Annotated in this window: 25 protein-coding genes and 1 riboswitch; of the genes, 8 read left to right on the top strand and 17 right to left on the bottom strand. The window is 71.8% G+C overall.

Features of this window, described 5'->3' with window-relative positions; all coding sequences use genetic code 11:
* The first annotated feature begins 155 nt into the window (after positions 1–155).
* A complete protein-coding gene (locus tag BLP29_RS20035) occupies positions 156–662 on the top strand; it encodes a GNAT family N-acetyltransferase (RefSeq protein WP_092807965.1) in 507 nt (168 codons plus the stop codon).
* Positions 663–1145: 483 nt separating this feature from the next.
* Here the strand turns inward: BLP29_RS20035 and BLP29_RS20040 are convergent, their stop codons facing one another.
* Together BLP29_RS20040 and BLP29_RS21895 are read right to left on the bottom strand one after the other, a co-directional pair.
* Positions 1146–2120, bottom strand: a complete 975-nt coding sequence (locus BLP29_RS20040; RefSeq protein WP_207798632.1) for a LysR family transcriptional regulator — start codon at positions 2118–2120, stop codon at positions 1146–1148.
* The gene (locus tag BLP29_RS21895; protein ID WP_165839467.1) at positions 2111–2725 is read right to left on the bottom strand and encodes a uracil-DNA glycosylase; all 615 of its coding nucleotides are present in this window, start codon (positions 2723–2725) and stop codon (positions 2111–2113) included. Before BLP29_RS21895 ends, BLP29_RS20040 begins: the two co-directional genes overlap by 10 nt.
* Positions 2726–2829: 104 nt before the next feature.
* Here BLP29_RS21895 and BLP29_RS20050 point away from each other — a divergent pair, with 104 nt between their 5' ends.
* Complete coding sequence (locus BLP29_RS20050; RefSeq protein ID WP_092807911.1) at positions 2830–3948, top strand: TDT family transporter; 1119 nt, start codon at positions 2830–2832, stop codon at positions 3946–3948.
* A 467-nt stretch (positions 3949–4415) separates the two neighbouring features.
* Here BLP29_RS20050 and BLP29_RS20055 read toward each other — a convergent pair whose 3' ends face one another.
* The 5 genes from BLP29_RS20055 to BLP29_RS20080 all read right to left on the bottom strand — a co-directional run bounded on the left by BLP29_RS20055 (position 4416) and on the right by BLP29_RS20080 (position 8006).
* Complete coding sequence (locus tag BLP29_RS20055; RefSeq protein WP_243470130.1) at positions 4416–5192, bottom strand: sulfite exporter TauE/SafE family protein; 777 nt, start codon at positions 5190–5192, stop codon at positions 4416–4418.
* Positions 5189–5758, bottom strand: a complete 570-nt coding sequence (locus BLP29_RS20060) for a rhodanese-like domain-containing protein (RefSeq protein WP_092807913.1) — start codon at positions 5756–5758, stop codon at positions 5189–5191. The genes BLP29_RS20055 and BLP29_RS20060 overlap by 4 nt, the downstream gene beginning before the upstream one ends.
* A gap of 199 nt (positions 5759–5957) precedes the next feature.
* Positions 5958–7334 (bottom strand): MBL fold metallo-hydrolase, encoded by a 1377-nt coding sequence (locus BLP29_RS20070; protein ID WP_092807917.1) that lies wholly within the window; start codon positions 7332–7334, stop codon positions 5958–5960.
* Positions 7335–7416: 82 nt separating this feature from the next.
* On the bottom strand, positions 7417–7716 hold the full coding sequence (locus BLP29_RS20075; RefSeq protein WP_243470131.1) for a rhodanese-like domain-containing protein: 300 nt from the start codon (positions 7714–7716) through the stop codon (positions 7417–7419).
* A 23-nt stretch (positions 7717–7739) separates the two neighbouring features.
* Complete coding sequence (locus BLP29_RS20080) at positions 7740–8006, bottom strand: metal-sensitive transcriptional regulator (protein ID WP_092807919.1); 267 nt, start codon at positions 8004–8006, stop codon at positions 7740–7742.
* Positions 8007–8262: 256 nt separating this feature from the next.
* On the opposite strand from BLP29_RS20080, the gene BLP29_RS20085 reads away from it, so the two are divergent.
* Positions 8263–8562 carry a thioredoxin family protein gene (locus BLP29_RS20085; RefSeq protein WP_092807971.1) on the top strand — a complete coding sequence of 100 codons (300 nt, stop codon included), beginning with the start codon at positions 8263–8265 and terminating at the stop codon, positions 8560–8562.
* A gap of 229 nt (positions 8563–8791) precedes the next feature.
* Here BLP29_RS20085 and BLP29_RS20090 read toward each other — a convergent pair whose 3' ends face one another.
* On the bottom strand, positions 8792–9337 hold the full coding sequence (locus tag BLP29_RS20090; protein WP_207798633.1) for a GNAT family N-acetyltransferase: 546 nt from the start codon (positions 9335–9337) through the stop codon (positions 8792–8794).
* Positions 9334–9723, bottom strand: coding sequence for an ArsR/SmtB family transcription factor (locus tag BLP29_RS20095; protein WP_243470132.1), 390 nt, complete (start codon positions 9721–9723; stop codon positions 9334–9336). The genes BLP29_RS20090 and BLP29_RS20095 overlap by 4 nt, the downstream gene beginning before the upstream one ends.
* Before the next feature lie 100 nt (positions 9724–9823).
* Between BLP29_RS20095 and arsB the strand changes: the two genes are divergently transcribed.
* From arsB to BLP29_RS20115, 4 genes are read left to right on the top strand one after another with little or no spacing between them, the layout of a single operon-like run.
* Positions 9824–10966, top strand: a complete 1143-nt coding sequence (gene arsB / locus BLP29_RS20100; protein WP_092807921.1) for an ACR3 family arsenite efflux transporter — start codon at positions 9824–9826, stop codon at positions 10964–10966.
* Complete coding sequence (locus BLP29_RS20105) at positions 10963–11613, top strand: arsenate reductase/protein-tyrosine-phosphatase family protein (RefSeq protein WP_092807923.1); 651 nt, start codon at positions 10963–10965, stop codon at positions 11611–11613. The genes arsB and BLP29_RS20105 overlap by 4 nt, the downstream gene beginning before the upstream one ends.
* An 11-nt stretch (positions 11614–11624) precedes the next feature.
* Positions 11625–12050: an arsenate reductase ArsC gene (locus BLP29_RS20110; RefSeq protein WP_092807925.1), complete on the top strand. Its 426-nt coding sequence runs from the start codon at positions 11625–11627 to the stop codon at positions 12048–12050.
* Positions 12047–12460 (top strand): arsenate-mycothiol transferase ArsC, encoded by a 414-nt coding sequence (locus BLP29_RS20115; protein WP_092807927.1) that lies wholly within the window; start codon positions 12047–12049, stop codon positions 12458–12460. The genes BLP29_RS20110 and BLP29_RS20115 overlap by 4 nt, the downstream gene beginning before the upstream one ends.
* Here the strand turns inward: BLP29_RS20115 and BLP29_RS20120 are convergent.
* Both BLP29_RS20120 and BLP29_RS20125 read right to left on the bottom strand, forming a co-directional pair.
* On the bottom strand, positions 12429–13607 hold the full coding sequence (locus BLP29_RS20120; RefSeq protein ID WP_243470133.1) for an MFS transporter: 1179 nt from the start codon (positions 13605–13607) through the stop codon (positions 12429–12431). The two genes, BLP29_RS20115 and BLP29_RS20120, sit on opposite strands and share 32 nt — an antisense overlap.
* A gap of 68 nt (positions 13608–13675) precedes the next feature.
* Entirely contained in the window at positions 13676–15052 is a 1377-nt protein-coding gene (locus tag BLP29_RS20125) for an NAD(P)-binding protein (RefSeq protein WP_243470134.1), read from the bottom strand.
* A gap of 90 nt (positions 15053–15142) precedes the next feature.
* Between BLP29_RS20125 and BLP29_RS20130 the strand changes: the two genes are divergently transcribed.
* Positions 15143–15502: an ArsR/SmtB family transcription factor gene (locus tag BLP29_RS20130; protein ID WP_092807931.1), complete on the top strand. Its 360-nt coding sequence runs from the start codon at positions 15143–15145 to the stop codon at positions 15500–15502.
* 120 nt (positions 15503–15622) lie between these two features.
* Here BLP29_RS20130 and BLP29_RS20135 read toward each other — a convergent pair whose 3' ends face one another.
* The 6 genes from BLP29_RS20135 to BLP29_RS20160 form a co-directional block, all read right to left on the bottom strand.
* Complete coding sequence (locus tag BLP29_RS20135) at positions 15623–16480, bottom strand: cation diffusion facilitator family transporter (protein WP_243470135.1); 858 nt, start codon at positions 16478–16480, stop codon at positions 15623–15625.
* Between the two features lie 196 nt (positions 16481–16676).
* Positions 16677–17945, bottom strand: a complete 1269-nt coding sequence (locus BLP29_RS20140) for a peptidoglycan DD-metalloendopeptidase family protein (protein WP_092807979.1) — start codon at positions 17943–17945, stop codon at positions 16677–16679.
* 233 nt (positions 17946–18178) lie between these two features.
* Positions 18179–19444 carry a M23 family metallopeptidase gene (locus tag BLP29_RS20145; RefSeq protein WP_243470136.1) on the bottom strand — a complete coding sequence of 422 codons (1266 nt, stop codon included), beginning with the start codon at positions 19442–19444 and terminating at the stop codon, positions 18179–18181.
* A gap of 12 nt (positions 19445–19456) precedes the next feature.
* Positions 19457–19598, bottom strand: a riboswitch (cyclic di-AMP (ydaO/yuaA leader).
* Between the two features lie 64 nt (positions 19599–19662).
* Complete coding sequence (locus tag BLP29_RS20150) at positions 19663–21588, bottom strand: cytochrome c oxidase assembly protein (protein WP_133379335.1); 1926 nt, start codon at positions 21586–21588, stop codon at positions 19663–19665.
* Positions 21589–21770: 182 nt separating this feature from the next.
* Positions 21771–22367 carry a copper resistance CopC family protein gene (locus BLP29_RS20155; protein ID WP_165839468.1) on the bottom strand — a complete coding sequence of 199 codons (597 nt, stop codon included), beginning with the start codon at positions 22365–22367 and terminating at the stop codon, positions 21771–21773.
* 163 nt (positions 22368–22530) lie between these two features.
* The coding region (locus tag BLP29_RS20160) for a cytochrome c oxidase subunit I (RefSeq protein WP_207798634.1) at positions 22531–23481 on the bottom strand (951 nt) is incomplete at its 5' end.

A 23481-nucleotide genomic window follows, 5' to 3' on the forward strand; every position in this document is an offset into this window, starting at 1 on the left:
ATTTCAGAACGGGTTTTGGTCCTTCCCCCGCGATCATGGATCTGGCGCTTTCTCGTTAGGCGACAGCTCGGCTGAGTCGTGTCACAGACGGGGGTTTGTGACACGACGGGCCAAACATGTTGTGGCGCAGCCCTAGCGCCTGCATCGTGCTCCGGGTGCTGATCCGCAGAGAGACCCCGAACGACCGCGACGCCGTACACGCTGTCCACAACGCCGCGTTCGCCACCGAGGACGGATCGGTCGCGTTTGAGGCAACCCTGGTCGACGCCCTACGCGCCGCCGGAGACGTCATCCCAGCGCTGTCCCTGGTCGCCGAACGGGACGGCGCGGTCGTGGGGCACGTTCTCGGCAGCCGTGCGCAGCTCGCCGGCGCAACCTCGGTGGGCCTCGCGCCCCTGGGGGTCTTCCCCGACATGCAAGGGACCGGCATCGGCAGCGCGCTCATGCACGCTGTACTCGCGGCAGCTGACCCCCTCGACTTTCCCGAAGCCGTCCTTCTGGGAGACACCGGGTACTACCGGCGATTCGGCTTCCGCCCCGCCGAACCGCTGGGCATCAAGGCATCCGACCCGTCGTGGGCTGACCACTTCCAGGTACGGACCCTCCAGGCGTGGAGCGGCGAGCCCGGCGACTTCCACTACGCACCGGCCTTCGGCATCTGACAGCGCCCAGCCCGAATAAGGTCACCCCTCTCGGCCTCGCCAGGAGTTGGATGTGAACCTGGTTCTGGGCCCGATTCGGTAGGACCGCACACCGGGGTTTGTTGTCCGCACTGACTGCACTGCGACACGGGTTGCGGTGTGTGCTCCGGGAAGTCAGTGGGGCGGGACGACGCGCACCGGGGTGGCCCTGGTGTCCAGGGGTCGTCGACCAGGGCAGGCAATGGGCTGGCCCGGTCTCGGGGGGTGGGTGGCCACGACGACCGTGCAAGCGTGCCGATCGTGACGGGGCCGGCAACGCCGGATGCGAGGTGCGCCGACCCCTGCGCACCGCCGTCCCGGCACCGGTGCGTCGGGGTCGGACACCAGCTCTGGGCACTGGTCGGGTGGTCCATGGTCGAGCGGTCCTCTCCCGTTGTCCGGGGGTCCGTCAGCCCTGGAGGACGGTTCAGGCGTCGCGATCTCGGCGGCGTTCCATCGCCGGGCTCAGCGGTGGTCCTGCCGACTGGCGTGTGTCACCCCGCCCGCGTCACTCTTCCTCCGCGGTCCGGGCGGGTGGACTCGTGCGGTCGCCGTGGCCACGAGGTCGCGGGCCGGGCCGGCGGGGGGTCGGTCGGTGGGCCCCACCCACACGGCCCGCAACCGTCGGCGCAGGTCCACCCCGGTGACGCCGATGGCGACCAACCGGCCGTCGCGCAGGTCACCGGCCACCGCCAGTCGGGGCAGGACGGCCGGGCCGAGCCCGGCCCGGACGGACTCCCGGACGGCGGTCGCGGTGCTGAGCTCGAGCACCGGCGTCGGGCCCGGGGGGCCCAGGGCCTGCTCGAGAGCGGTGCGGGTGCCCGAGCCGACCTCGCGGGTGACGAGCGGGGTGCGGGCCAGCAGGGCGGCGGCCACCGGCCGTCGCCGACGGGCCCAGGGGTGGTCCGGAGCGACGACGAGCACCAGGTCGTCGGTGCCCACCACGACCTGGGAGAGGTCGGCCAGGGGGTCCGGTCCCTCGACGAGACCCACGTCCACTGCCCCGGCGCGAACCAGGTCGGCCACGGCGGCGCTGTTGGTGGCCGTCAAGGTGATCTGCTCGACGCCCCCGTGCGCCCGCAGGGCGGCCAGCCACCCCGGGACCAGGTGCTCGGCCACGGTCATGCTCGCCGCCAACCGCAATCGCGCCGATCCCCGGTGACGAAGTGCGGTCAGCCCGGCGTCCAGGTCGGTGGCGGCCTCGACCACGCGGGCCGCCCAGGCGGCGAACGCAGTCCCGGCGTCGGTGAGTCCGGTGCCGCGGGCCCGGCGATCGAGCACGGCGACGCCCACCTGCCGCTCGAGGGTGCGCAGCCGGGCCGAGGCGGCCTGCTGGCTGACACCGTGCCGGCGCCCCGCGGCGCCGATGCTGCCGGTGGCCACCACGTCCAACAACAGTTCCAACGCCCCCAGCTCGGGCACGTGCGGACTCAGCGGCACGCCGTCAGCTCCGGCAGCCATGCTGCTGCGGCGCCCAGGGCATGCTGCAACCGCTGGTCGGCCTCGGTTCGGGCGTGGGTGTTGCGCTGGGAGGGGTGCGGCACCGCCAGGGTCACCACCGGGTGCACGGGTGGGTGCATCGTCAGGTACCGCATCCAGCCGGCCAGTGCCGCCGTCCCCAGCGGGACGACGACCCGCAACCGCGGGACCAGCTGGAGGACCTCGGCCAATGCTGGACCGGCCTCCGCCAGGTCGGCGGCCCGTGGGTTGCGCCAGGCCTCGGGGGTGCCCAGCGCCCACGGGACGACGTTCCACCGCAGGCAGTCCACGGCCCGCAGCGGGGACGCTTCCCGCGCGGCCCGCAGCACCCGCGCCGTGGGGTCGGGGTTGTCCTCGGAGGAGAACCCGCGTTCCCCCAGCGCCATCGTCGCCGGACCCGGGCTCTCCAGGAGCAGCAGCACCCGCGCACCGGTGCCCCCGCCGTGCGGGTCGAACCACGGCACCGCCCGACCTCGGCCCCGCCACCGCCGGACCAGCGCGTTCAGCGGCGCGACGTGCGGGTCGTCCAGCCGGGCGAGCTTGAGCTCTCGCAGTGTCTCCTGCACCGGTGGGACGCTAGGCCCTGGCACCGAGCGCCACAAGCTGGGCTTGTGCATGCACAACGACGCGGCGGCTACCGGCAGGGTCTGCACCAGCGCACGATGGACCCATGACCAGCACGGCGACCCAGCCCACCCCCGGACCCGGCCTGTTCGGCAGTGACGACGACCGGCGACTGGCCGTGGCCAACATCGGCCCCAACTGGTTCGCCTCGGTCATGGGCACCTCCATCGTGGCCACCGCTGCAGCCACCCTGCCCGTCACCGTCCCGGGCCTGCAGGTCCTGGCACAGGTGGTGTGGGTGTTGGCCGGGGTGCTGCTGCTGGCCGTCTCGGCCGCCACCATCGCGCACTGGCGATACCACCCCGACACCGCCCGTGGGCACGCCGACAACCCGGTCATGGCGCACTTCTACGGCGCCCCACCGATGGGCCTGCTGGCCTTCGGCGTCGCCACCCACCTCGTCGGCGCCGACCTCATCGGCGCCACCGCAGCACTGTGGGTGTTCGCCGTCCTGTGGGTCGCCGGCACCGTCTACGGCCTGGTCACCGCCGTCGGCCTCCCGTACCTGGTCTTCACCCGCCACGACGTCGCAGAGGACGCCGCGTTCGGTGGGTGGCTGATGCCCGTCGTCCCGCCCATGGTGTCCGCGGCCACCGGCGCCCTGCTGGTCCCCGAACTGCCCGCCGGACAGCTGCGCACCACCCTGTTCACCCTGTGCTGGTCGATGTTCGGGCTCTCGCTGCTGGCCAGCCTCGTGGTGATCACCTTGGTGTGGGGCCGACTGGCCCGGCACAAGATCGGCGCCGCCGCCATGGTGCCCACGCTGTGGATCGTGCTCGGCCCGTTGGGCCAGTCGATCACCGCCGCGAACAACCTGGGCAGCCAGGCCCACCTCGCCGTCCCCGAGCCCTACGCCACCGCCTTCCAGGCCATGGGGCTGGTCTACGGGCTCCCGGTGTGGGGGTTCGCGCTGATGTGGGCCGGCATCGCCCTCGCCGTCACCGTCCGCACTGCCCGGGCGCACCTGCCCTTCACCCTCACCTGGTGGTCCTTCACCTTCCCCGTCGGCACCGTCGTCACCGGCACGTCCGGGCTCGCCCTGCACACCGGCGAGACCTTCCTGCAGGTCGCGGCCGTCATGCTCTTCGCCGCGCTGCTGGGGGCCTGGGCGACAGTCGCCCTGCGCACGGCGCGCGGGGTCCTCACCGGGGCCCTGCTGCGCTGACCGTCGACCCCCGGGACATGCCAGGCACCCGACTGGGCCGGACCCGGGCGTCGCCTGGCAGGACAGCCAGTTCCGGCCCACAGAATGGGCCTCGGACGCGCAGCGGAGCTCTATCCACGGTTCCCGCAGTCACATCCGACCAGCCCGCTCCTGACACCACTGCACCACGGACGATCCATGCACATCGGGGACGACGACCGTCGGAGCCGAGCACTGCATCGACCCCGCAGACCAGGGCCCTAGCGGTTTCGGACCTAGTTGTGACACGGAATCCGTCGATCCATATACGGGGGATTGTGGGCTGCACCCGCACACGGTTCACACTGCTAGCAACCGCCCCGAGTGACGAACATGCTGCCGCGGTGGGTTGTGGATCAGCTCGGTCCAGATAATGCTGGCTGGCGGTCCAACACGTGGCCCGCTGCCGGCGGTGAAACAGTCCGCTCCCGGCAGTCGTGTCCTCGTTGTCAGCGGACCAGGCCGACGACGACCTGTACGAGCACCAACGCGGCGACGACGAAGACCAGCCAGGCGAACCAGCGCTTGAGTCGTGCGGTGTCCAGGCCGGCACCCAGTCGTCCGGCCACGAGTGCGGCGATCACGGCGGCGGCGGTGAAGCCGACGGTGATGGGCACGTCGATGGGCGCTTCGCCGGCGTGTGCGGCGAACCCGGCGGCGCTGTTGACGGCCACGATGACCAGCGAGGTGCCGATCGCGGTGGTCATGGGCAGCCCGAGCACGATCACCAGCACCGGGATGATGAGGAACCCACCCCCGACGCCGAGCAGGCCGGTGAGGAACCCGACGACCAGGCCGCCGGCGACGGTGCGGGGCAGGCAGCGCCGCCAGTTGACGGTCCCGTGGTCGGTGGCACACGCGGCTCCGGTGGTGGGCTTGTCCTGCAGCATCCGCACGCCGGCGGCGATCATCAGTGCCGCGAACAGGGCGAGGACAACGTCGTCGGGTAGCAGCCGGTTGACCGCGGCTCCGGCAAAGGCTGTCGCCGCCCCGGCCGCCCCGAACACGACGGCGATGCGCCAGGCGATCTGCCCAGCACGCAGTCGGGGTAGGAGCGCGACGACGGCGGTGATTCCGACGACCAGCAGCGACGTGGCCACGGCCTGGGGCAGCGGTTGTCCGACGACGTAGACCAGGGCGGGTACGGCCAGGATCGACCCGCCCCCGCCGAGGAGTCCGACGAGGGCGCCGATGACCAGGCCGAGGCCGATCGCTGCGGCGATCACCGGGCGGTGGTGGCGCTGCGCAGCACCTGCAGCACGTCGTCGAGGTGCACCGGGGTCTCCCCGCGGTTGTAGGGCAGCGCGGACAGCGCGGCGCCCATGGCGCAGGTGTCGGTGACCGCAGCGCCGGCCAGACCGGCTCCGATGCCGCCGGCCAGGAAGCGGGCTCGGGGGAACCGGAGGGAGGCCAGCACGCTGCTCGCGATGATGGTGCCGGCGACCAGGCGGACCTGACGTTCCAGAGCCCAGCGCTGCTTCCCTCGGCGCACGGTGTGGCCGTCGGCGGTGTGGGCGTTCATGCCGCCCTCGAGCACGGCCAGCTGCTCAGCGCCGGCCGAGGCCAGCGCGTCGTGCGCGGTACGGGCCCTCGATCCGGCCTGGCACACCAACACGACCGGGCCCTCCAGGGCGTCGGCCAGGGTGTTGGCGTGGGCCTGCACCAGGGGCAGGGGCACGTTGACCGCGCCGGGGATGTGGGCGGTCTCGAACTCTGCCGGTGTGCGGACGTCGACCACGGTGGCCGTGGTGGCGGCCACCTCGGTGGGGCCGATGAGGGTGGGGCTGGTCATGGGGCGTGGTCCTCGCAGGAGTGGGGTGGGTCAGGGACGGGTGAAGAGCCGGCGGAGGCGTCCTGGTTCACGGGGCTCAGCGGCGTGGCCGGGGCAGCGCTGGGCGGTGGGCACCCCGCGCATGACCTGGTCGACGTGCTGGCCGCAGCCGGCCCAGGTGGTCTTCCCGCAGGTGCGGCACGTGGCTGCGCGGCACATCTCAGACCGCCACGGACTCGGCGTGCAGACCAGCGGCCGCCGATCCGGTCTCCGGGTCGCCGTAGCCGCCGTCGACCAGCACCGGGCGGCGTCCGGCCCGGGCCAGCAGGGACGCGGCGATGGAGGCGCGGTAGCCCGAGCCGCAATACACCCAGACCTCCCCGTCGGGGATCTCGTCCATCCGGTCACGCAGCTCGTGGATGGGCACGTGCACCGATCCCCGGACCCCGCCGGTGGCTCGCTCGTCATCCCGGCGAGCGTCGAGGACGACGGTGTCGGGGTGCTTGGCCAAGTGGGTGGCCAGGCCGGCGAAATCGCTGACCAGGTAGGAGCCAAGGTCGGCGCCGGCGGACAGGTCCTCGGGGGTGCCGATCGCGGCGCCGGCGATCCTGTCGACGCCGATGCGGACCAGTTCCCGGCGGGCGGTGGCGACCTGCTCGGCGCTGTCGCCGATCAGGGTCAGCGGGGCGTCCCAGTCGTAGAGCCAGCCCAGGTAGGTGAGGAAGTTGGTGCCCAGCTCGAAGTTCAGCGCCCCGGGCAGGTGCCCGGCGGCGAAGGCGGTGCGGGTGCGCAGGTCCACGACCCACTCCCCCGCGGCCAGCCGGCCGGCGAGCTCCTCCGCGTCGACAGTGCGGGGGGCCGACAGGTCCACCGGCGCCGGGCCGGCTGCGTTGATCGGGCCCATGTGGGCGTAGTAGGCCGGGTAGGCACCCAGCCCGGCGATCAGCTCGTCGACGAAGGTCTGCTCGTCCTGGGTGAGCGCGGGGTTGACCTGCTGCTGGTCGGCGATGGTGGAGGAGGTTCCGCTGGTCGGGGTTGCGGCGCAGAAGCTGCCGAACCCGTGGCTGGGAAACACCGCGGTGGCCGCGGGCAGCTCGGTGGCCAGGCGTCGCACGGAGTGGAACTGGGCGTGGGTGAGGGTGTCGGTGTGCTCCGCGCCCAGCAGGTCGGTGCGCCCGGTGGAGCCGTAGAGCATGGAGCCGCCGGTGAAGACCGCCTGCACCTCACCGTCGGCGCCGGCCAGGGCGTAGGAGACGTGGTGGTGGGTGTGCCCGGGGGTGTGCACCACGGTGATCTGCAGGTCACCGGCCCTGTGCACGTCACCGTCGGCCGCAGGGACCCGCTGGTAGGTGACGTCGTCGCCAGCCGGGACGAGATAGGCCGCCCCGGTGACCCGGGCCAGCTCGAGGCCACCGGTCACGTAGTCGTTGTGCACGTGGGTCTCCAGCACGTGGGTCACGGTGACCCCGCGTCGGGCGACCAGGTCCTGGACCCGGTCGATGTCGCGCTGGGGGTCGATGACGATGCCGGTGCCGGCCTGGCTAACCAGGTAGCTGCGGTCGCCCAGGCTGGTGGTCTCGATGATGTCGATCTGCACGGCTGTCTCCTTGCATACGGTACGGGGTAGGGGTATGGCACGGTCCTGCTGATGCGCCGTCCTCAACGAGCAGGGCGGCGCCTCAGGCGGCGGGGAAGCCGGCCTCCCGCCAGGCGTTCATGCCGCCGGCCATGTTGGAGACGTCGTAGCCGGCGGCGGCGAGGGCCTCGGCGGCCTGCTGGCTGCGCCGCCCGCTCTGGCACACGGTGATGACCGGAGCGGTCGGGTCAAGCTCGCTGACGCGGGCGGCCAGCTGTCCCAGCGGGATCGCGGTGCTGCCGGCGATCGCGCCGGTGGCGACCTCGTCGGACTCGCGGACGTCGACCACGGTGCTGCCGGTGTCGGCGGCGACCTGGGCGGGGGTGAGCTGGGCGATCTGCACGGTGCCTCCTCGGGTGGGGCGGTTCAGGCCAGGGACAGCAGCAGCTTCTCCAGCTGCGCCAGGTCGACGTCGCGTTCGTCGGGGGCTGAGTTGACCGAGCAGTACCGCATGCCGGTGCTGACGACGGCGAAGCTCGCCTTGTTCAGCGCCTTCGAGGCCGCCGCCAGCTGGGTCACCACGGCAGCGCAGTCGCGGCCATCCTCGATCATCTTCACGATGCCGCCGATCTGGCCCTGGATGCGGTTCAGGCGCTTCACGACGTCGGCGAGCTCGCCCTGGGGGATATCCACGCCTCAGACTGTAGATACCCCCGGGGGTATCAAGCAACTGTGATCGTCGTGCGGTGCGTCACGACTGCGCGGGACCATGAACCGCTCATCGTGGACCGTCCGACAATTGAGCTTTTGGTCCGCTGAGCTTTGCGTGGCACCTCGGATCAGACCTCCACTCCTGCCAGCAAGGCCTGTCGATGGACACCCACCGCGGTGTCGGCCATCGTGGGCCCACCACGCGGGTCGACCCGCCACAGTGGTCGAGGAGGTCGACGTGGACATCACGCTGCAGTACTTCGACGGATGCCCCAACTGGCAGGTCGCCGACCGGCGGTTGCTGAAGGCCCTGGAGCTGGCCGGCCTCGGCGCTACGGCGGTGGACCGCCGGCTGGTCTCCACTCCCGAGGAAGCCGAGGCTGTCGGCTTCCGAGGCTCGCCGACGATGCTGATCGCTGGCGTCGATCCGTTCGCCGACCCAGACGCACCCGTCGGCCTGTCCTGCCGGGTCTACCGCACGGACACCGGGCTGGCCGGATCCCCCACCGTCGAGCAGCTGCTGGCGGTGCTGAGGTGACGTCTTCAGCTCCTGACACCCAGCCAGAGCTCGTCACCTGCGGTTGCTGCGGCCGCAAGCGACCTCGCGCGCGAGTCCACTACCTGGGGGCGACGCCTGGCGTCGCCGTCTGCTGGCGCTGTGCGCTGTGGATGGGTATCCGAACCGTTCTTGGCCGCGGGTGACCTAGTCATCCCGTGACTGCCAGGCGACGCTCTCCCGTGGCCCGGGCTCGACGGCGGCGCCTGATCTAGGAGCTGACTGCGCGCCTCTCGATGAGCACGGTGTCTCTCCACTGGCCGGCGAGTGGGCCGTAGCCCATCCGGGCGATGCGTTCGCGGACCCCGACGGTGCGGAAGCCGGCCCGCTCGTGCAGGGTCAGGCTGGTCGTGTTCTCGGGGAAGACGGAGGACTGGATGGTCCAGATCCCCCCTGCCTCGGTGCTGGCCACGAGCTCCCCGAGCAGGAGCCGGCCGACGCCCTTGCCTCGATCGTCGGGGGCGACGTAGACCGAGTGCTCGACGACCCCGGCGTACACCTCGCGTGTCGAGACCGCGGACACCGCTGCCCAGCCGAGCACGGCGCCATCGCGCGGTCCTCCGTCCTGCCGGGCAACCAGTCGGTGATCGGCTGACCTGCTGGCATCGAAGGCGTCCCAGCTGGGTGGGGCGGATTCGAAGGTGGCGTGGCCGGTGTCGATGCCGGCCTGATAGATCGCTTCGACCTGCGGCCAGTCCTCCGCGGTCATGGGCACGCAGACGACGTCGGTGGGGCCCAGTTGCTCGCGGGGGCTCAAGCCGGGCTCAGCTCCGCGACGCCGGGCACGCCGGTCACTGCACGCTGCAGGGCTCCCGGGATCAGGGAGTACCAGGCCCACACGCCGCGCTTGTCCCGGTCGAGGAAGCCGGCGTCGACGAGCACCTTGAGGTGGTGGGACACCGTGGGCTGGGACAGCCCCAGGGGCTCGGTCAGGTCGCAGGCGCACGCCGCGGCGGTGGGGCTGTCGGCGATCAGGGACAGCAGCCGCAACCGGGCCGGGTCGGCCAGGGCCTTGAGGACCCGGGCGAGCTCGGTGGCGTCGGCGGCGGTCATCCCGCCGGTGAGCGGGCCGGCCGAGCAGCTCGCGTCGGGCAGCACGGGGAGCTCGGTGCGCGCCGGCGGGGTCGTTGGGCTGCTGTTCACCTGCCCATCGTGGCTCACTGATTGACGCCTGTCGATGCCTCCTGCACAGTGACCTCTGCATCGACAGACGTCGATGCTCGTCGTGTGGAGGCCCTGCAGCATGAGTGACCCCGTCACCGAGACCGCCCGCCCGGGCACCGACCTGGACACCCCGGTGATGGCCCGGCTGTCGACCCTGGACCGGTTCCTGCCGGTCTGGATCGTCGCCGCCATGGCCCTGGGCCTGCTGCTGGGCCGCTTCGTGCCCGGGCTGGACACCGCGCTGGAGGCGGTGAAGGTCGGCGACGTGAGCCTGCCGATCGCGATCGGGCTGCTGCTGATGATGTACCCGGTGCTGGCGAAGGTCCGCTACAACCAGCTGGACCGGGTCACCGGGGACCGCAAGCTGCTGCTGGCCTCCCTCGGGCTGAACTGGATTCTCGGGCCGGCGCTGATGTTCGCCCTGGCCTGGCTGCTGCTGCCCGACCTGCCCGAGTATCGGACCGGGCTGATCATCGTCGGGCTGGCCCGCTGCATCGCCATGGTGCTGATCTGGAACGACCTGTCCTGCGGTGACCGGGAGGCCGCCGCCGTGCTGGTGGCGATCAACTCGGTCTTCCAGATCGTCGCGTTCGCCGCGCTGGGTTGGTTCTACCTGCAGGTGCTGCCGGGCTGGCTGGGCCTGTCGACCACCTCGGCGGAGTTCAGCGTCTGGGCCATCGTGGTCTCGGTGCTGGTGTTCCTCGGCATCCCCCTGGTCGCCGGGTTCGCCACCCGCACCATCGGGGAGCGCACGAAGGGCCGCGACTGGTACGAGGGCCGGTTCCTCCCCAAGATCGGCCCGGTCGCCCTCTACGGGCTGCTGTTCACGATCGTGATGCTCTTCGCGCTGCAGGGCGACGCCATCACCTCCAAGCCCTGGGACGTCGTCCGGATCGCGCTGCCGCTGCTGGCCTACTTCGCGCTGATGTTCGGCGGATCGTTCCTGCTCGGCATGCGCCTGCGGCTCGGCTACGCCAAGACCGCGACCCTGGCGTTCACCGCCGCGGGCAACAACTTCGAGCTCGCCATCGCCGTAGCCATCGGCACCTTCGGCGTGACCTCCGGGCAGGCCCTGGCCGGGGTCGTCGGCCCGCTGATCGAGGTGCCGGTGCTGGTGGCGCTGGTCTACGTGTCGCTGTGGGCGGCGCGCAAGTACTTCCCCGGCGACCCCACCGTCCCGGCCTCTGCCACCCCGTCCAGCACGAGGAGCGCCACGTCATGAACCAGCCCCCCACCGGGCTCCTGGCCCCCGAGGCCGCCCTGCACCGTCTGGCCGATCAGCTGGCCGACCGGTTCACCGGCGTCTTCGCCCGGGAGACCGTCGACCGCTACGTCTTCGAGTCCTACACCGCGCTGGCCCGCACATCGCGGGTGCAGACGCACCTGACCGCGCTGACCGGCCGGTTCGCCACCGACCGGCTCACCGCGCTGGCCCAGGCCAAGGGCGTGCTGGCCAAGCCGGTGCCCGAGGTGCTCTTCGTGTGCGTGCAGAACGCCGGGCGCTCCCAGATGGCCGCAGCGCTGTTGGCCCACCACGGCGCCGGCCGGGTGCACGTCCGCTCCGCCGGCTCCCAGCCTGGTGACCAGATCGACCCCGCAGTCCTGGCTGCCATGGCCGAGCTGGGTCTGGATCTCGAGGCCGAGTTCCCCAAGCCCCTCACCGACGACGTCGTCCGCGCCGCCGACGTCGTGGTCACGATGGGGTGTGGGGACTCCTGCCCGGTGTACCCGGGCAAGCGCTACGCCGACTGGGCCGTCCGTGACCCCGCCGGCCTCAGCGTCGGTGAGGTCCGATCGATCCGCGCGGACATCGACTCCCGCGTGCAAGCCCTCCTTGCTGACCTCGCACCCGCCCCCGTACCGAGCTGAGAGGCCGACCCGTGTCCCAGATCCCCAGCGTGCTGTTTGTCTGCGTGCACAACGCCGGCCGCTCCCAGATGGCTGCCGGCTGGCTGACCCACCTGGCCGGTGACGCCGTCGAGGTCCGCTCCGCCGGGTCGCTGCCCGGGGACCAGGTGAACCCGGCCGCGGTCGCGGCGATGGCCGAGGTCGGCATCGACATCTCCACCGCCACCCCGAAGGTGCTGACCACCGAGGCGGTGCAGGCCTCCGACGTCGTCATCACCATGGGCTGCGGCGACGCCTGCCCGGTGTTCCCCGGCAAGCGCTACCTGGACTGGGAGCTGGAGGACCCGGCCGGGCAGGGCGTGGAGGCAGTGCGGCCGATCCGCGACGACATCGAGGGCCGGATCCGGGGGCTGCTCGCCGAGCTCGGGGTCACGCCGGCCGCCACGGCGCCGGCATGACTGCAGTTCTGTTCGTGTGCGCCCGCAACGGCGGCAAGTCCCAGATGGCCGCCGGCCTGATGCGCGCCGCCGCCCCCGGGGTGGCAGTGGACTCCGCCGGCACCGACCCGGGCAGCAACCTCAACGCGCAGTCCGTGGCGTCCCTGGCAGAGGTCGGCGTCGACATCTCCGGCGGCGCCCCGAAGCCGGTCACCGTTGACCTGCTGGCCGCCGCCGACGTCGTGGTCACCCTGGGCGGCGAGGCCCGCATCGACGACGACCTGGTCGCCGGCGCGGCGGGCACGGTGTTCGAGACGTGGGAGACCGACGAGCCGTCGGCGCGGGGTATCGAGGGCATGGACCGGATGCGCCTGGTCCGCGACGACATCGCCGCCCGCGTCACCGACCTGGCCGGGCGACTCCCCCGCTGAGCGACGCAGCAATCGTCCTCCGGCGGGGTGTGCCGGCCCAGGCGGCGATCCCGCCGGCGGCGATGACACCGGCCAGGACAGCGAACGCGGCGGGGTAGCCACCGACCCAGCTGGCGATCAGCGTCCCGCCGAAGGGTGCCAGCGCGGAGGCCGCGGTGATCGGGGCGGCGAACCACCCGGCCAACGACCCGTACCGCTCCGTTCCCCACCGGTCGGCGACCACGGTGGCCTGCAACAACGTGCCCGCCCCGCGCACCGCGCCGGCCAGCACCGCCAGGACCACCAACAGCCACGCCGGCCCCGGGACGATGGCCAGCAGGGCGACGGCGAGAGCTGAGCCGGCCACGACCAGCACCGTGCGGGTGGCCGGGGTGGTGCGGGCGGTCAGCGGCGCCCAGCCGACCCGACCCAGCAGTTGGCCGGCGCCGAGCAGGCCCAGGGTGACCGCGGCCAGCCCGGCGCTCAGGCCGCGGGCGGTGAGCAGCGGGATGAGGGTCAGGCTGGCCGCGTACAGACCGAACGCCGTCAGCGTCAGCGCGGTCGCCAGGAGCAGGAACGGGCGGCTGGTGACCACCGCGGCCACGTCGACCCGCTCGGCGCCGGGCTGGTCGATGGCCGGGTGCCAGGGCGGGGTGAGGGCCAGGGCGTGCAGCGGGATCGTCACCACCGCCAGCACGACGGCGAGCACCAGGTAGGTCTCCCGCCACTCCAGGTGCGCGAGCAGCACGCTGGTCAGCGGGGCGAACACGGTGCTGGCCAGCCCCGCCGCCAGGGTGAGCACTGTCAGCGCCCGCACCCGGGCGGGCCCGTACCAGCGGGTCAGCGCGGCGAACGCGGCTTGGTAGAACACCGCGGCCATCGCAACACCGGCGACCAGCCACGCCGCGGCGAACCACAGCAGGGTGGGGGCGGTGGCAATGCCGACCGTGGCGGCCACGGCGAGAACCGACCCGGCGGTCATCACCGGCCGGGGCCCGATCCGGTCCAGCCAGCGGCCGACCGGCACCCCGGCAACGGCGGACACCACCAGCCCGGCGGAGAAGGCCGCCGTGGTGGCGGTGGTCGACCAGCCGGTGTCGGCGGTGATCGAGGCCAGTGCGACCGGGAAGGCGTAGTACAGGACGCCCCAGCTGACCACCTCGGTCACGCACAACACCGCCAACGGCCACCAGGACACCGCGTCCCGATGGCCGCCGACGGCTGGTGCGTCCGCGGTCAGCTGCGGGCGCCCGCCTGCGCGGTCTCCGGCTCCGCCGGCGCGGTGCCGCAGCACGAGGCTGCGGGCGCCTGGATCTCGAGTTCGTCGCCGGAGCGGCCGTGCTCGGTGCCGGTGGGGAAGCCGAGCTCGGCGTCCACCCGCTCCCCCAGGTCCGTCGAGCACACCCCGGTCGAGGGCAGGTGCAGCTGCACGTCATCGGCGGCCGTGGTGTCCCCGGCCAGCGCGGCGGCGATGGAGCGGACCTGCTCGTAGCCGGTGGCCAGCAGGAACGTCGGGGCCCGGCCGTAGGACTTCATGCCGGCCAGGAAGAACCCGTCGTCGGGGTGGGTCAGCTCGCGGTATCCGTGCGGGGGCACCGTGCCGCAGGAGTGGAAGTCCGGGTCGATCAACGGCGCCAACCGCGACGGGGACTCCACCCCCGGGTCCAGGTTCAGCCGCACCTCCCGCAGCATCTCCAGGTCCGGCCGGAACCCGGTCGCGGCAGCCACCGCGTCCACGGTCAGCTCCAGCGGCGCCTGGTCCCGGCCGATGCCGCGCACGACGATCTGGTCCGCGACCGGGGTCAGTTCGGTGATCGTGACCTCCCGGTGCAGGGTGATCGCGCCGGTCGCCACGGCCGCCTTGAGGTCCGAGCCGAGCAGACCGCGGGCGGGCAGGCCGTCGGAGTCCCCGCCGCCGTACAGGCGGGCCGGCGACCGGCCCCGGATCGCCCAGCTGATCTCCGTACTGGGCTCCTCACCCTGCAGGCGGGTCAGGGCCAGCAGTGTGTTCGCCGCCGAGTGCCCCATCCCGACGACCAGGGTGTGCCGGCCGGCGAAGCGTGCCCGGTCCCGGCCCAGCACGTCGGGCAGCGGCCCGACCAACCACCTCTCGGCCGCGGACTCCCCCACCGCCGGCAGGCCGGAGGCGCCCAGCGGGTTGCGCTGACCCCAGGTCCCCGAGGTGTCGATGACCGCCCGGGCGGTCAGGTCGACCACCGCCCCCTCGCGCACGGTGCGGACCAGGTAGGGCCGGCCCTCCCGGCCCAGGCCGCGGGTCTTGTCCACCCCGACCCGGGTCACCGCCACCACGCGGGTCCCGGTGTGGATCCGCGGCGCCAGCTCCGGCGTCGCCGCCAGCGGCGCCAGGTAGTCAGCGACCAGCTCGGCGCCAGTCGGCAGCTCATCGGCGGCCGGGGACTCCCAACCGGTGCGCTCCAGCAGCCGGGCCCCGGCGGCATCGACGTCGTACTCCCACGGAGAGAACAACCGCACGTGCCCCCACTGCGCCACCGCGGCCCCCGGCCGGTCACCCGCCTCCAGCACCAACGGCTCCAGGCCGCGCTCGAGCAAGTGCGCTGCGGCAGCCAGACCGACCGGGCCGGCACCGATCACAACGACAGGGAGGTCTGAGGTGGTGGGGGCACTCATGGGCTCAACCTAACAGCGGATGCTGTTGACAACAACAGGTGCCATACTTGGTGCGTGACCCAGGACCTGGACGTGCGCCTGCTCGGTGTCGACGAGCTCACCTCACCCGCCGACCGCGCACGCCTGCTCGCCCCCCAGCTCAAGGCCCTGGGCGACCCCAACCGACTACACCTGGTGCTGCTGCTCGCCGAAGGGCCGGCCACCGTCCGCGAGCTCACCGACGCCAGCGGCATGGGCCAGACCCTCGTCAGCCACCACCTCGCCCCCCTCCGCGAGGAAGGCCTGGTCGCCGTCACTCCCCGCGGGCGCAGCAACGTCTACGCCCTGTGCTGCGAAGCCCTCGCCGGCCCCGTCAAGACCCTCGCCACCCTCGCCGCCCTCACACCCGAAGGCGCCGACGCCTGCTGCCGCTGAACAGGCGCCCCCGGTTTCGGAACGAGTTCTGAGCCCGAATCGGTAGGACCGAATACCGGGGTTCTTGACACCCGGCTACTCGATCAGCCGACGGTGCTGCGACCCCTGGCCGCTCGATCCTCAGTCGTGGACCGGGGCCTCGTGGGCGCGGTGGGTCGCAGATTCGAGCTGGAAGGTGCAGTGCTCCATGTCGAAGTGCTCCCCGAGGCACTCGCCGAGACTGTCGAGCACCCGCCCTCCGTGGCCGTCGGCCAGGGCTGCCTCCTCGACGACGACGTGGGCGGACAGTGCCTTTGATCCAGAGGTGATCGTCCAGGCGTGGAGATCGTGGACGTCGAGAACATCTTGGGTGTTCAGGATGTGTTGGCGAACCTGGGTCATGTCGACGTCTCGGGGTGCGTTCTCGAGCAGGACGTCGAGGGCGTCGCGGAGCAGTGACCAGGCCCGTGGGAGGACGAGTGCACCGACGACGAGGGAGGCCACGATGTCGGCACCGGTCCATCCGGTGGTGATGATCAGGATTGCCGCGACGATGACGGCGAAGGAGCCCAGGGCGTCACCGAGGACTTCGAGGTAGGCGCCGCGCATGTTCAGGGACTTGTCTTGGCCGGCTCGCAGGATGGCCAGTGAGGCCAGGTTGGCGACCAGGCCGAGGACGGCGGCGGCGAGCATGACTCCCGAGCGGATCTCGGGTGGGTCCCCGATCCGTTGGATGGCCTGCACGACGATGTAGATGCCGATGCCGAGCAGCAGCAGGCTGTTGCCCAGGGCGGCGAGGACCTCGACGCGTTGCCAGCCGAACGTCCGGCGGGTGGAGGCAGCTCGCTGTGCCAGGGTCACGGCCACCAGGGCGAGGACGACGCCGAGGCTGTCGGTGGCCATGTGTCCGGCGTCGGCGAGCAGCGCCAGGGAGCCCGAGATCAGTGCGCCGATGATCTGGATGACCAGGACTGTGACGGTGATGGCCAGGACCAGCATCAGTCGTCGTCGGTAGCCGGCCGAGACCGTAGCCCCGGGGGCTGGTGCGTGGCTGTGGTCGTGTCCCATGGCTCCCTCAACTCATATGCAGTGCTGCGCATGTCACCATGTCATGGTGTGGCCCGTCGCGCCAGCGGGTGCCCGGGGTGGCGGGCGCAGTCGGCCTGCCTGGGGCTGAGGTGGCGACCGACGGGGTTCAGCTGCAGGGGCCGCCCATGTCGATTCCTCGAGCGCGCAGCCAGGGCATGGGGTTGGTGCGGCCCTGGTACATGCCCTGGCTGTGCACCTCGAAGTGCAGGTGGGGGCCGGTGGACTGGCCTCGGTTGCCGACCTCGGCGATGAGCTGGCCGGCGGTGACTCGGTCCCCGGTGGTGACGAAGTAGTCGTTGATGTGGCCGTAGACGGTGACCGAACCGTCGTCGTGCTGGATATAGACGGCCAGCCCGAAGCCGGTGGCCGCGCCGGCCCGAACGACCCGACCGGCGATCGGGGCGTAGATCGGGGTGCCGATCGAGGCAGCGATGTCCAGGCCGTTGTGCATCTGGCCCCACCGCATCTCATAGCAAGAGGTGAAGCGGCCACTGGTGGGTGCCACCCCGCCACCGGAGGTGATGGGGCCTCCAGCGGGTGCGCTGGGGCGGCTGGTTGCCCCACCGCCGCCCGCCGGCGTGGCCGGCCGATTGGTGTTCTGCGCCTGGGCGGCCTGCTGGGCGAGGGCGGCAGCAGCCGCGTTGGCCTCAGCGGAGGCTGCTCGCTGTTGCGCTTGCTGCGTGGCCGCCCAGGCGGCGTATCCATCGCGCTGCCCTTGCAGCTCCAGGAGGGCGACCTGGGCGTCTTGCAGTTGCTGCTGCAGCAGGGCCTGTTCCACCTGCAGGCTGTCGGTCGATGCCTGCGCTCGCGACGCCACGTCCGCGGCTGTCGCCGCCGTGGTCGCGGCGGCCGCCTGGGCGGCCACTTGATCGTTGACTGCGGCGTCGGCCAGCGAGGCGGCGTTGGCCTGGCGCAGTTGTGCGGCTTCCAGCTGGGTCAACACGGTCACCCGGTCTGCGGCCAGGTACTGCAGCGTCGCAGCCTGCTGGAGGACTTCGGAGGGCCCAGCTGCCGACAGCAGTGCCGCCACCCCGCCCAGGTCGCTGCCCCGCATGAAGGTCTGCGCCCCCAGGTCCCCGACCGCTGATCGGGCCGCCTGGGCGGCGGTGGTGGCCGCCGACAGTTCACCGGCCGCGACCTCGGCGGCCTCCTGGGCGCGCTCGAGGTCGGCCTCGGCGACGAGCTGGGCATCGGCGGCGGCCGCGGCGGCCGCGTTGGCCTGCTCGAGCTGCGCCTGGGCGTCGGCAACGCTGGCGGCCAGCCGGCCGACGTCGGCGGCCACGGCTTGCTGCTGCTGCTGCGCGGCGGAAATCTCCCCGTCACTGGGGTTGGTCGGTGCCGCCATCACCGGCGTGGTCGACCAGCTCAACGCCATCGCCAACACCCCTGCGACCAGGCACGACAGGGACCTTCGACGAACCGTCTTCGATCCAGACCATCGTGTTCGTTCGGCGGCACCCACTGCTCAACCACTCCCCCATTAACCACTACCTGTCCTAGTACTAACGACCTGCGTGGTGGGGTCCTTGAGGTCACGGCCCCAAGGAGTGAGGCCCGGCGGGGCTGCACGATGTCGATCACAGCAAGCGGCCCGGCGTTGCCGCCTGCTCACGCACACCGGCTACCGAGGGTGATGCCCCGCTGGGCGAGCCAGGGCGCTGGGTTGGTCCGGGTGGCGTACAGGCCACCGACGTGCGTCTCGATGTGCAGGTGCGGACCGGTGGACTGACCTCTGTTACCGACCTCGGCGATCAGTTCACCGGCCTGGACTGCCTGACCGGCGGTGACGAAGAACTGGTTGATGTGCCCGTAGAGGGTGATGGTGCCGTCGGGGTGCTGGATGTAGACGGCCAGACCGAACCCGTTGGCTGGGCCGGCGTCCAGGACGATCCCTTCCTCAGGGGCGTAGATGGGTGTGCCGATGGGTGCGGCGATGTCGATGCCGTTGTGGTTGGCGCCCCCTCGGGCCCCGTAGCAAGAGGTCACCCGGCCGGCGACCAGATCGCCACCGGATCCTTCGAGGGTGGCTTGCTGGGCGGCCACGACCCCCTCGGGGTCGTCGATTCCCTGCTCGGCCAAGGCGTTGACCTGCGCAGCCTGAAGTTGCTCCTGCAGGGTGTCCAGCTCGGCGGCTGCCTGGGTATAGCTGTCCTGGGCGGCCGCCAGCTGGGCGGCCGCTTGGACGTCGGCGGCCTGTGCCGCGGCCAGGGCGTCCTGCTGTCGTTGGACGGCTTGGCGGGCGACTAGGTCGGCGACCTCCTGCTGGTCTTGTACCTGCTCGAGGACGTCGAGGTCCTCGGCGCGGTGGTCGGCCAGGACGGCCAGGGTGGTGGCTCGGGACAGGAGGTCGTCGGGGTCGTCGGAGTCCAGGAGCAGTCCGGCCTGGGTGAGGTCCCCGGAGCCCATGAAGGCCGCGCGCCCGGCTGCAGCCACCTCGGTCTGGGCTTGAGCGGTCTGGGCTTGGGCGGCCAGGGCAGCGGCTGCTGCATCGGCGGCAGCTGCGGCGGCCGTGTCCAGCTCTACGGTGGCCAGCCGGGTGAGCTCGACGGTGGCCTCGGCTTCGACGGTCGCCTGGTCCAGCTCGGCCTGGGCGGCATCGACTAGACCCTGCAGGCGCGCTGCCTGCTCCGGGGCGGTTTCCCCAGCTGGTGAAGCTGGCGCGGCCGACGAGACCTCAGGTGCAGCGGCGGGTGGATCGGCTGGTGCCGCTGCCGCCGCGCCCGGGGGTCCCAGGACGGTCAGTGCGACGAGCGCCCCGATGGTCGCTGCGGTGCTCAGGCGGTGTGCCGTGGCTGGCAGATGGGCGGCGCCCCCGGCGCGGGAGCCGAGGGGTGTCGAGCGATGTCGCAGGAGGTTCTCGCGCAGGGTCGCCACAGTGGGGCGGGCTCCGTTCTTCCCTTCCGCCTACCGAGTTAGCTGACGGGTTCGGGCTGGAAGGAGCCCTACTGCAAGCGCAGATTCACCCCAGGAACTCATGGGTCCCCGGTCCCCCGGCCCGGGTGGGCCGGCGGTTCGGCGGGTCTGCGTGGGGACCCGGGCAGGGTTCGTGGCCCAGGCAGACCCCGCCAACCTACTAGTTCATTTAGTAGACGTCACGGTTTGGTCTCGATCGTTGGGTCGACGTCCTCCAGACGCCCGGGTTCGGGACGGGGGCCGGCTGGTTCCGCTGACCTGTGCGGCCCTGCGCGCCACACCCGCCCGATGGCCAGCACGGCAGCGGTGATTCCCAGGAGAAGGGCCAGGACCGCAGCTGTCCGTTGATCATCGAGTGCGGGCCCCCGCCAAGTGGGATCGATCTCAGCCCACCAGGTGGGAGCAAGGACATCGGGCCACAGCAGCAAGGCAGTGGAGGCCACCGCGTGGAGGGCCGCCCAGATGAGGATCCAACGCACCCGGATCGCGCGGGAGAGCTTGCTGTCGAACCAGGACCGAACAAGGAGGGCGCCCGCCGCCGAGGTGGCGAGCACGGACACCACGTGGGCAGCGTGCGACCGCAGCGTCAGCTCCAGGACCGGTCCGGTCGCGCCCAGGTAGACCACGACCGCGAACACCGCCAGGGCCGGGCCCGGACGACGCAGGAGCTGGGTGACCCGACTGCTGGAGAAGGCCTGGACCCACTCGGCGGGGCCCCGGTCGTCGCGACCGGAGTCAGGCCTGGCGCCGGCGGGGGCGCAGTACTGCTGGGCGAGCAGCTTGCCTGGGCGGGCCAGGACCAGCAGGGCCGACCCGAGCAGGGCCAGCAGCAGGTACTGCAGCATGTGCGCAGGCATCCAGACCTGGGCGTAGCGGGCCAGCCCGCTCGTAGTGGCCAGCACCATCACCGCCGCCCAGCCCACCAGGCAGGCGGTGCGCCGCGCCGGCCAGGGGCCACCGCGGTGGGTCTGTGCTCGCACCGCCCACAGGTAGGCCGCCACCCCGACGGCGGTCAGCAGGGGGAACAGGGGGTCGGGGTAGGGCTCCCACAACTGTGTCCACCACCGTCCGCCGACGGGGTCGGGGGGCAGGGCGAAGCCCAGGGTGTCGAAGGTGCTGCCTTCCTCCTGCCCTGGCCGATCGGTGGGTCGAGGAGTGGGGGTGCGCGACAGCGAGACTGCGATGCCGATGGTGGTGGCGAAGGCAAGCACTTCACCTGCAGCCAGTCGCCGGAACGCCGTCGGGTTGCCCGCGGCCAGCGCAGGAAGGGTTCGGCGTCGGTGCGCCCAGCCCATCACTCCCAGCAGGATCAACGCCGCGGTCTTGGCCAGCACCTGCCGGCCGTAGTCGGTGTCGATCAGGTCGGACAGGTGCGACATGCGGGTGGAAGCAGTGAGCATCCCGCTGACGGCGACCAGGCCGACCAAGACGGGTGCCGCTGTGCTGAACCGGGTGGACGCGGCCGCCAGCACCCCTGGAGGAACTCGCCGGATGAGCAGCAGCGCAAGCACCCCCCCTGCCCACGCCAGGACCCCGACGATGTGCAGAGCGAGGCCGGACACCGCGGCCTGGTGGCTACCCGATCCAGCCGCGTGCCCGGTGAACACCGGTGGAAGGCTTGCCAACAGCGCGACCAGCAGAAGCGCCAGGCTGCCGCCGGTGGTCAGGACCCGCCGGGCGCCGATGACCACCGCGGCGGTCAAGACCACGACCATGGCCTGGGCTTGGCCCTGCGGGATGGTGGTCACGAACGACCACAGCCCTCGGCCGCTGACCGACTGCAGGTCGGTGCCCAGGAAGTCAGCCAGCTGCAGCGGAGCCAAGATGGCTGCGCTCAGGCTCCAGATCGCGCCCGGCCACGCGGCCAGCCGCGTCCAGCGGTGGCCGGCCACGCTCATCCGCTGATGGCCAGGGGCCAGCAAAGCGGCGGCGAGCAGGCACCCCGCGGTGGCCACCGCGGCCAAGTCGCTGAGGACCTTGACGGCGGGGATGGCCCCGGTCACCGCGGCAGAGGCGGTCGGCAGACCTGGCAGGGCGACGGGGGCCAAGGACCCGGAGGTTGCCAGCAGTGCTACGGCGACACCGACACCCAGGGCTGCAGCCACCGTGACCACCACCAGCAACGCGGGGCGGCTGGTCAGCTCCGCGAGCCCCCGCCGGACCGTCCCGCTGAGCCCTGGGTCTGTCGGAGATCCCTTTCGCGCAGGACCGCCGCCGATGCTCGCCGCAAGGCGCGCGGAGCCCGCAGGCGTGGGACGGGTGGAGGTGGGCTCGTCAGGTGCCGGTGTCACGCCCGGCGGCGGCGAACGAGGGCGTACCCGCCGATTCCCAGGACGGCGATCAGCGCGAGGATCCCGCCCACCAGACCGCCGGAGATTCCGCTGTCGTCCTGGGCAGCTGCGGTCTCTACTGCCGACCCACCCTCGCCCTTGATCGACGCGGACCGGGAGGACTCCGCGGGGAGCGCCGCGCTGTCTGAGGTTGCCGCAGCGCTGCTGCTGGGCAGCTCGACCGGTGTGTAGGTGAAGCCGTAGGTGCCCTGGATCGTGTGCCCGTCGGCGGACACGATCCGGTAGGACACCCCGTAGTCGCCTGCTGAGGTCATCGCCACGGGTTGGGAGACCACGTCACCGCTGACGGTGGGGTCGGCGGTGACCACGTCGGCGCCGGTGGGGTCCAAGACGGCAATCTGGGCGAACCCGGGCTGCACTCCGTCGGAGAAGGTGAGCTCCAGGGCGTCAGCCACGTCGGTGACTGTGCTGTCGACCGCGGGGTTCGCCGACTCCAGGTCGCTGTGCGCCTGGGCCGGACCGGCTCCTAGCACGACGGCGGTCATCACCGAGGCGATGACGAGCACGCGGTGCCGCAGCCGAGCGCCGGCCATGGCGCGGAGGGCCCCCTGCCGTCGGCTTGCGCGGGGCGGGGTGGTGGGACGCGGGGACACGAAGGGCTCCTGGGTCGGTGACTGCGCGTGGGTGGGAAGCCCGCCGAAGGGCGCGTCTTCCACCGTGGTTGTCGCCAATGACGCTGAGTTGGTTCCCCGCGGCTCAGGTGGGGTCGGGGTCATTGGCCCCGGCGCGCTTGCCGGTGCCCTCGAGCACCTCGCTGGCGTAGGTGCCGTGCTTCCCGCCGGCGTGCGCCTCGCGGTCCAGGCGGTCCCTCAGGTGCGGGTAGTGCAGCTCGAACGCCGGCCGCTCGGACCGGATGCGCGGGATCTCGGTGAAGTTGTGCCGCGGCGGCGGGGACGACGTGGCCCACTCCAGGGAGTTGCCGTGGCCCCACGGGTCATCGCGCAGGGCCAGCTGGCCGTACTTCCAGGACTTCACCACGTTGTAGAAGAACGGGAGCATCGAGGCACCCAGGATGAACGAGCCGATCGTGGAGATCGTGTTCAGGGTGGTGAACCCGTCGGTGGGCAGGTAGTCGGCGTACCGGCGGGGCATGCCCTGGTTGCCCAGCCAGTGCTGCACCAAGAAAGTCATGTGGAACCCGATGAAGGTCAGCCAGAAGTGCACCTTGCCCAGCCGCTCGTCCATCATCCGGCCGCACATCTTGGGGAACCAGAAGTAGATGCCGGCGTAGGCGGCGAACACCACGGTGCCGAACACCACGTAGTGGAAGTGCGCGACGACGAAATAGCTGTCGTTGAGCTGCCAGTCCAGGGGCGGGGAGGCCAGCAGCACACCGGTCAGCCCACCGAGCAGGAAGGTGATGAGGAATCCCATCGCGAACAACATCGGGGCCTCGAACGTCAACTGACCGCGCCACATCGTGCCGATCCAGTTGAAGAACTTGATCCCGGTCGGGACCGCGATCAGGTAGGTCAGGAAGCTGAAGAACGGCAGCAGCACCGCGCCGGTGGCGTACATGTGGTGCGCCCACACCGTCAACGACAGCGCCCCGATCCCGATGATCGCGAACACCATTCCCTTGTAGCCGAACAACGGCTTGCGGGCGAACACCGGGATGATCTCGGAGATGATCCCGAAGAACGGCAA

This window comes from Klenkia marina (assembly GCF_900101025.1).
Taxonomy (GTDB): domain Bacteria; phylum Actinomycetota; class Actinomycetes; order Mycobacteriales; family Geodermatophilaceae; genus Klenkia; species Klenkia marina.